This window comes from Parasphingopyxis lamellibrachiae (assembly GCF_003385775.1).
Lineage (GTDB): Bacteria > Pseudomonadota > Alphaproteobacteria > Sphingomonadales > Sphingomonadaceae > Parasphingopyxis > Parasphingopyxis lamellibrachiae.
This window is the reverse complement of the sequence record NZ_QRDP01000008.1, coordinates 1-7,739: the sequence shown is the minus strand read 5'-3', so window position 1 is coordinate 7,739 and position 7,739 is coordinate 1. Positions and strand designations below refer to the sequence as shown.

The window sequence follows — 7,739 nt, the reverse complement described above, 5'->3', positions numbered from 1 at the left end:
TATACGGCGCCGCCGACACCTGAGCCCGGAGACATGATCATCCAGTCATGGGACACCGCGTCTAAGGAAGGCGCTCTAAACGACTGGTCTGTTGGCATAACCGCTCTGAAACGCAAGAATGACCTCTACATCCTTGATGTATTTCGGGCGAAGCTCTCCTTCCCAAAACTCAGAAGCAAAGTGATCGGTCTGGCTCGGCACCATAAGGCGCGGGTGCTTCTGATTGAGGATGCTGCCAGCGGCACCCATCTCCTCCAGCAGCTGCGGCACGATCAGCCTCGGGGCGTACCGCGCCCTATTCGTATCAAGCCCGACGGTGACAAGCTCACGCGCATGTCTGCACAGTCGCACCAGATCGAAGCGGGTCAGCTATTACTGCCGGTTGATGCTCCCTGGTTGGCAGCCTTTGAGCATGAGATTTTGGGATTCCCGGGTACGAAGCATGATGATCAGGTCGATGCCCTGGCGCAGCTTTTGGGGTGGAAGGGCAAACAGTCCGGACGGCGTTATACGGTAGCCGGGCCGAGATATTGTATTGATGGCAAATGGAGCGGAGGAGGCGTGTATTGAGCTGGGTGCGGGGTTAGCGTTTCTGTGCCGATTCCGAATTCTGCGCCTGTTGGGTTCGGGGTTTTGGCGGTTTCTTTCCGAATGTCACCACTGAGCCGCCGCTAAATGGGGGAGGGGCTTGCCATTTCTTTACAGGCATGACGATCTCCTTGTCTGGTTCGCGATAGTGGTCGTCGATCGTGGACCAAGCCAGTCAATTTAAGTTGTCGGCGGGAAAGGGTTGCTGCTTCAGTCTTAACCGTCACTTTTTGGGCCGTTTGCTGAACGGCCGGTTCTGGGAAACAGCGCCGCGAAAGCGGACGCTCAATCTTGCAATTGCGGTGATATGCCTCTCAAAGGACCTTTCAGCGTTCTCCTTATTCCTGTAGCGCCAACAGCGCGTCTTCCGCATTCACGCCTGAAATTCCGGGAACCTGGAAAGCAAAAGAATGAGTCGAACTGGGATCGTAATGCTCGAACAACATGAACTTTTTCACTCAAGTGATGATCGAACCGTCTCAGAGCCTGACCGCTCAAACAAGCTTACCATCCGAGTTGAAGGGAAAGCATTAGAAACGACAGAAGTTTTTGCTGCATACTGGCGGTTCGCTGCGGAACGGCAGCAAATTTTCGCCAAGAGATTGAAAGGCACTAACGACCCAGCACTGACCGACGACTCCGTGCTGTGCATGTACCGTTTCACGAATTCCTATCGAGCATCTGACAGGGTCAGCCAATTCCTCCTTCGCAATGTGATTTGGAATTCCAAGCAGGAATGGTCTGACGAAGACGTCTTCTATCGAACGCTTTTGTTCAAATTGTTCAACAAGATCGACACGTGGGAAGCGCTTGAGCGAGAAGTCGGAGAGCTCACGTGGGCGCGATATGACTTCGGCAAGCTCGACACCTTCTTGTCGCGCCGCCAAGCTTCGGCGAAGCGCAATTATTCAGCCGCGTACATTATGCCCTCTGCGGGGACGGCATTCGGACACAAGAGCAAGCACGCGAATCATCTGCGCCTGCTGGAATGGATGATCGCGGAGGATTATCCAAGACGTCTCCGGAATTGTCAGAACATGGGTCAGGCCTTCGACCTTATGATCGCAGCTCCTTCAGTGGGTCCGTTCCTTGCCTACCAGTTTGTGACGGACATCAACTATTCAACGCTGACATCATTCTCCGAGATGGAGTTCGTTAAGGCTGGCCCGGGAGCATTGGATGGAATTGCGAAGTGCTTCAAATCGACCAACGGCGTTTCACCCGAAGCCATAATCAAGCACGTGGCCTTGCACCAGGATCGGTACTTCGATCTGTTTGAGATCGATTTCCCATCACTTTGGGGGAGGCCCCTTCAGCTAATTGATTGCCAAAATCTTTTTTGCGAAACCTCGAAGTATGCGAGGGTCGCGTTCCCTAAAGTCGATGGCAGCTCGGGAAGGACCCGCATCAAGCAAAAATTTGCTCCAGCCGGCCGACTACCGCTTCCATTCTACCCGCCAGATTGGGGGCTGAACGAGAAGATCAATATTGAGCTTGGAAAGGTGTGACGGGTATGTCCGGAGGTGTAAATTCCAAACGTCTGGCCGTTAAATTCACTCCAACGACGCCGCCTTTATGCTTTTTGAGGAGCTGGAATACGCGATAGCCTTCTCGAATTGCCAACTCCCATTCCCAGTACTTATTGGCATAGACCTCGTGCCCGATCGTTAGTCCACGGACGGTTTTGAGGAGCGAGAACGGAATTTCTTCGCCTTCGGGAAACAAGGGGCGATCATAAGGCGTGAGATCAGGATGCAAGTGCTTGGCCCGCTGCGCGGCTTCCCAATGCACGTGCTTGATCACCAGTTCCTCGACCACAGCAGACCGTCCGCCATCTTCATTCTGCTTGGTTTCCGAGCAGTGGGTTCGTTTGATCTTCATTAAGTCGCGGAGGACCGGTGACCAGCCCAAGACGGCCGCATTCGCCAAATGGATGACATCGTGGAAGCGGTACCCATCCTTGATCGAATACTGGTCGCGGAGCGGATCTCCGGCCCGGTCCTCACCTAAATAGATCTCAACCGTATCGGCGCTGACTGAACGGAACTCAACTTTGAAATAGCGAGGAATCTGCTGTCCTTGTGGAGCAAGTCGATCGTGGAGCGGCGTAGCCTCACCATCATTTCGCCGCGCATTGGCTTTGTCGATGTTTTCCGATGCGACCTTGTTCATGTCGATCTTGTATAGGGATGCGATAGCGCAGAGGTGCCAAGCAATTTCGCCCAAAACCACTTCAGTTGATCGGTCATTCAGCTCTGTGTTCAACTCGGTCTCAAAGTCAGGCAAGAATTCTCGCATCAATTGAGCCGAGAGTTGTGTTAGAACAGCAGCGCAAACCTTGAGGAGAGTGTATTTTTCTGTGCGAGCAGTTCGAAACGCCAATCCTTGATAGTCCAATAAGGTGCGCTGTCGCTTGGTTCTGAATGCATCTGCTCCTTCGAGAAACGCTTGAACCTCTTCGTCAGAAAACAATTCTCGAATTCGTCCGCCTCGCTTAGCCTGATCAGTTACCTCGCTCTGCAAGTGCCGGATGTTTGCGATCAAGATATCTAGATTACTATCCAATCCCTCGATTTTGGCGAGAGCGAACGCATACCACATGGCGTCGCCGATCTCTTCCTCGAGTTCAGCCTTGGCCAAAGGCGATGACAGTACACCACCTTCTTGCAACCAGTTCTTCTTGATCGCTGAGATCACTGAACCCAGTTCACTTGCGAGACCAAGGACTGCGATTTCTCGGGGATTAGCCTCTGCGCGCTTTTCCACATTGGCCTTTTTGGAAATCTGATCGGTCTCTGCGACAGACTTCGCGTACCGCTCGATCAACATGCGACTGCTCCCGTTTCAAGTAGCTTCCGCACTTTCTTGTCGTGAAACCAATCGGTTGGTTCACTGATCAAGCCACGAGCTGGGAGGCTCTGGAGCCACTCTATGAAGGCCTCTTTTCGATCTTCACTTTTGACCGCATACACCTCGCCAATGCCGCTCTTGATGAACTCGTTGAATTGCTCCGGCGGGCGGGGCCCATTACCGCCCCAGTACGCGAAGTCTCTCCCGATCAGGACGCGGTCAGTACGTCCCGTGTCGCGCTTGAGGTTGCCTTTCCCGATCACGGTGCCTTGTTCTCCATGGAAAGAGTGTTCTTGGATCCACTCGCCGGTCTCGGGGTCGCGATGATAGATATTATCGCCAAAATTGAGCATTAGTGAGCCACCGAGCCGTGGACGTTTTTTCTCGAACTCTGGCTCGCGCCAATACTGATCAAAGCCAATAATCTCGTCGACAAGCATCCAATAGATTATCTTGCCGCTCAGTCCATATTCGGCCGGCCCATAGCCTACGATCACGTCGCCGATTTCGGCCCCTTTACGGATACGGGGTTTGCAACACGCTAGCGTGCAAACTTTGAAGAATGGATTGGGAGCGAAACCCTTATCGTGGTCGATGACGTACCGGTATAGACGCCTCGGTCGCTTATTCGCACTCATTGGGTTCAACCTCATTGGGATCTGCTTCTTCACCATCGGGTGTGAGGAAGGCATGCTCGCAGTCAGAGCCAAGTTCATCTTTCAGCTTTTTTGGATCCCATGGAATCTGGGCAGTGCTGTACTTCGCGGCCGCCAGATGAATTCCAGTCTGAGCCTGACCTGGCGCCCACAGCCCCACAATATTGCAAACGCCCTCTTTGGCAGCGGCAAATGCAGTTTCGTCCATTAGATTGCTGCGTAGTTGGTCGTCTTGCAAGACAAGCACGACCGCGTCTCGCTCGGTCATTGCTCCAAGATCGTCGGCTTGATTGACGATCCTTACCGTAGAGAGATCAATCTCGGCTGCGGACAACACCTGAAGTATGTCCGTGTCTGTCAGCGCTCCGTTCTCTGCTTGCGTCACAAATACGCGACGCTGCTCGTTCTGGCTCATCGAATAAGCCTCCTCATTGCGCCGTAATTGTGGTGTTGCCAGTTCGTTACGAAGCAGATAACGCAAGCGTGTTCAGGGCAGGTTATCCGAATGGCGGTGTCCCTCCGGGCGGCGCTTGCACCTTTGGGAATTCTGCTTGGCAGCGGGGCCGATTAATCGGCCCCGCTAGCCTTTATGATGCCTCCTCGAAATGTTGACGGACCTCATTCGAGCCGACGAACTGCGACAGAAGCCGGTAGTTACCAGTCTCTCGTCGCACCCGACCTGCAACGATGGCAGGATGGACATTCACTGACTGTGCGAAGGCCATCACGCGGAATGGTGTAGCCTTCGACAATAAGTCGGCGTCGGACCATTTGTTTGTCGGGATGAGTGCCTCCTGCGCGAGCAGATCCGCTTCCTCTTCAACTGACCAGTCTTCAGAATGGTCAGTGGGATCTAACTTAAGATCATCGATAAAGAAGTCGTGCTCGTCCTTGAGATGCCTCCAGACGTGGACAGCCTCATGAAGAAGGCAGAACCAGAAATTGTCGAGACGATCGAAGCGAAGACTAAGGCCAATTACAGGGACCTGTTCCTTTGTTCGCATTGCGGCACCGTCGAGATATGTTTTTGGTAGATGTCTAGCGTAAACAACCGCTACGCCCTTTTGAGCCAACGCTTCGACGGCACGCTTTGGCCCGTCCGGGAGACGACTCAGAGTGGCCAAGAATCGGAGGAAGTCCTGATCGATTGCTCCTTCATGATACGTTGCTGGGAGCTTCCGTTCGCGGGCCTTCGCCAAAACATAGAGACACCAAGCTTGTAGCGCATAGGGGTCCATGCTGGCATTTTGGCGTGTAGAGTCATTCTTACGGTACAATGCTTGTGGCACCGCCCGCATGCCGCCGGCTTGCTGGAGAAGACCCGCCATTAGCTCCTCGGCAGACTTCGCTGCACGCGTGGTGGTCTCAAGCCATCCGCGCTTCAGCAGTTCTTTTATAGGGAAACGATCCCAGCGAACTTCCTTGGTGGACTCTTGAAGGTCAACAACATTTGTGTCGCCAATCAGAACCTCTGCCGGGATGCCCAAATGGGCGTTCAGCGCACGGATCATCTTGAGCGTGAGCGTGCGTTTTCCTGAAAGGACCTCAGAAACTTTAGCGCGACTCCCAATATAAGGTACCAAGTCAGCCTGGCTCAAATTGGCTTGCTCCATGCGGAACTGAATGGCCTCGATCGGAGACGGCAGATCGATTGGGTAGTGCTCGTCCTCATAAACCTCAATCAGTGTCGTCTGCACGTCCAATTCATCACGCAAATCGCCGCTCACTGGATTCGACATGAGGTAATCGACGCGCGCCAGAGCAGCGTCGTAATCAGCATCATTTCGAATTGGACGTACGTTGCTCATTAGATCTCCTCCACATCGATCTTATCGTAGTCGGAGTGCGTGCCGATAAATCTGATGAAAATAATGCCAGCTTGGTAATCTATGCGGACAACCAAACGGAATTTGTTGCCCGCGATATTGAAGACCACTCGATTGTTCCCGACTATGCTCGCGTTTCGATACTGCTCCTTGATGTCAGCTGGCGTTTGCCAGTCCATGCTTCTTGCTTCGTGATACCAGCTATCAAGCGCAGCCTTCGCACCAGGGTTAGCGTCTCCGAACTCACGTAGTGTGCGCCGTGCAATGATTCGCATTCACGCCCCCTATGTACCCAAATTGGGAACAATGTCAAGTGCTCCCAAAACGGGAGCTCTGAATAGATGGTTTGATGTATATATCGGCGAACGCGCGCCGAGGCTCAACGTCTTTGCGGCCTATAGGAGCGTTTTTCCCCAGAAAGTCAGTCACAAGTCCGAACACTACCGGGAATGCGGCATCTCATCAAAAGGGCATTACGCTGATTGCCCAGTCGAACGAACTCCAACGTCTCTGTCGAAGAGCCGTCCGGAGCGAGAATATTTTGACGTGGTTGCATTGCATCGGAGACCCAGTTCGGATCCGGCAGAAACAACATCCGTCTGCGCTGTCCCATTTGAGGGCTAACATCGATTAGGCCGCCGGTCTTGTTTTGCCAGACTGCGTGATGCTCTGCCTCAAAGTATCGATCCGGGATATGCCAAATCGCCCAGCCATGAAGTTTGGAGCCACCGCTTCTCGCGATTTTTCGATCGACGTTCTCGAAGCAGAATGATGTCGCGCTTCTCCGAAGGGGCACAGAGGTGATGAAAACGGGTTCAGTAGGTGCGATCGAGCGGCAAAACTCGCGGATCGCATCCGTTATTGAGCTTGGCACAGTATTAGGGGTTGTCTGCATGCAATTCTCGAAACTCTGCCGTTCGGACACCGCTTAGCTCGGCTCCTTCCGGCAAATACGGTGGGCGCGCGCAAATTGTGCATGGACGGACTTCGATGTCTAGCAGCTCGACGCACAACCGTTATCTATGCTTCTCGTTCCGGTGACCGCTATTGGGTCAGTGCGTCCACTTGCCTAAGGTCTGAATTGAGGGCGCAAAGCCGACATTCTAACTGGACTAGTTGCGTGGGGTGAGCATTGCTGTTTGGCACATGGTTGCCGCTTGGCCCGGAGGGGTCGGCGGCTTGGGTCAGTGCAAGGCCGGATGGTCCGGCTTGCGCCGGAGACCTACCATGAAGACATCAACCAAACCCACCAACAAAACCAAGACCGCAACCGTTGCACGCATGCTGCGCCGCGAAAAGGGCGCTACTCTAACTGAGATCGAGAGAACAACCGGCTGGAAGCCGCACAGCTGCCGTGCTTTTCTGAGTGGTATCCGCAAGACCGGCGCAACACTCGCCAAGGAAGAACGCCCCGATGGCAAGACTGCCTATCGTATTACGACCGAGGCAGATCAATGTCAGGCTTGAGCGCCGCCGACCTCCCGGCCATGTCGCCGGCCGAGTTGCGGGCAGCGTGGCGCGAGCAGTATCGCAAACCCGCGCCAGACATCGGTCCCGACCTCCTTCGCCGCGGCATCGCATGGCGAATACAGGCGCGCGTTCATGGCGGGCTGCCAAGATCGACAACCCGAGCGATCGAGAAGGCGCAGCGGCGACTGGAGCGCACAGGCTCGGTATCCTCACCCCGCGACCTCGCGATCAAACCTGGGACGCGGCTCGTTCGCGAATGGCAGAGCAAGACCTATCATGTTCTCGTTCTCGATGATGGGTTCGAACATGACGGTAGGCACTACACGAGCCTCAGCCAGATCGCCCGGGC

At 54.1% G+C, this 7,739-nt stretch carries 9 protein-coding genes; 4 read left to right on the top strand and 5 right to left on the bottom strand.

Annotated elements, in window-relative coordinates; genetic code table 11:
- Together terL and DFR46_RS14595 are read left to right on the top strand one after the other, a co-directional pair.
- On the top strand, positions 1-570 hold a 570-nt coding region (gene terL / locus DFR46_RS14600; RefSeq protein ID WP_162843506.1), incomplete at its 5' end, for a phage terminase large subunit.
- Positions 571-1,019: 449 nt separating this feature from the next.
- Positions 1,020-2,096, top strand: a complete 1,077-nt coding sequence (locus DFR46_RS14595) for a nucleotide kinase domain-containing protein (protein WP_162843505.1) — start codon at positions 1,020-1,022, stop codon at positions 2,094-2,096.
- On the opposite strand, the gene DFR46_RS14590 is transcribed toward DFR46_RS14595, so the two are convergent.
- The 5 genes from DFR46_RS14590 to DFR46_RS14570 form a co-directional block, all read right to left on the bottom strand.
- A complete protein-coding gene (locus DFR46_RS14590; protein ID WP_116237436.1) occupies positions 2,071-3,417 on the bottom strand; it encodes a hypothetical protein in 1,347 nt (448 codons plus the stop codon). The genes DFR46_RS14595 and DFR46_RS14590 overlap by 26 nt on opposite strands.
- On the bottom strand, positions 3,411-4,076 hold the full coding sequence (locus DFR46_RS14585; RefSeq protein ID WP_162843504.1) for an Nmad2 family putative nucleotide modification protein: 666 nt from the start codon (positions 4,074-4,076) through the stop codon (positions 3,411-3,413). Before DFR46_RS14585 ends, DFR46_RS14590 begins: the two co-directional genes overlap by 7 nt.
- Entirely contained in the window at positions 4,063-4,509 is a 447-nt protein-coding gene (locus DFR46_RS14580; protein ID WP_116237434.1) for a hypothetical protein, read from the bottom strand. The genes DFR46_RS14585 and DFR46_RS14580 overlap by 14 nt, the downstream gene beginning before the upstream one ends.
- A gap of 172 nt (positions 4,510-4,681) precedes the next feature.
- On the bottom strand, positions 4,682-5,902 hold the full coding sequence (locus DFR46_RS14980; RefSeq protein WP_116237433.1) for a transcriptional regulator: 1,221 nt from the start codon (positions 5,900-5,902) through the stop codon (positions 4,682-4,684).
- Positions 5,902-6,195: a type II toxin-antitoxin system HigB family toxin gene (locus DFR46_RS14570; protein ID WP_116237432.1), complete on the bottom strand. Its 294-nt coding sequence runs from the start codon at positions 6,193-6,195 to the stop codon at positions 5,902-5,904. The genes DFR46_RS14980 and DFR46_RS14570 overlap by 1 nt, the downstream gene beginning before the upstream one ends.
- A 952-nt stretch (positions 6,196-7,147) precedes the next feature.
- On the opposite strand from DFR46_RS14570, the gene DFR46_RS14565 reads away from it, so the two are divergent.
- Positions 7,148-7,387 carry a DUF3489 domain-containing protein gene (locus tag DFR46_RS14565; protein WP_162843503.1) on the top strand — a complete coding sequence of 80 codons (240 nt, stop codon included), beginning with the start codon at positions 7,148-7,150 and terminating at the stop codon, positions 7,385-7,387.
- Positions 7,375-7,739 (top strand): DUF2924 domain-containing protein (locus DFR46_RS14560; RefSeq protein WP_147297709.1); only part of this gene is annotated, 365 nt, incomplete at its 3' end. The genes DFR46_RS14565 and DFR46_RS14560, both read left to right, overlap by 13 nt.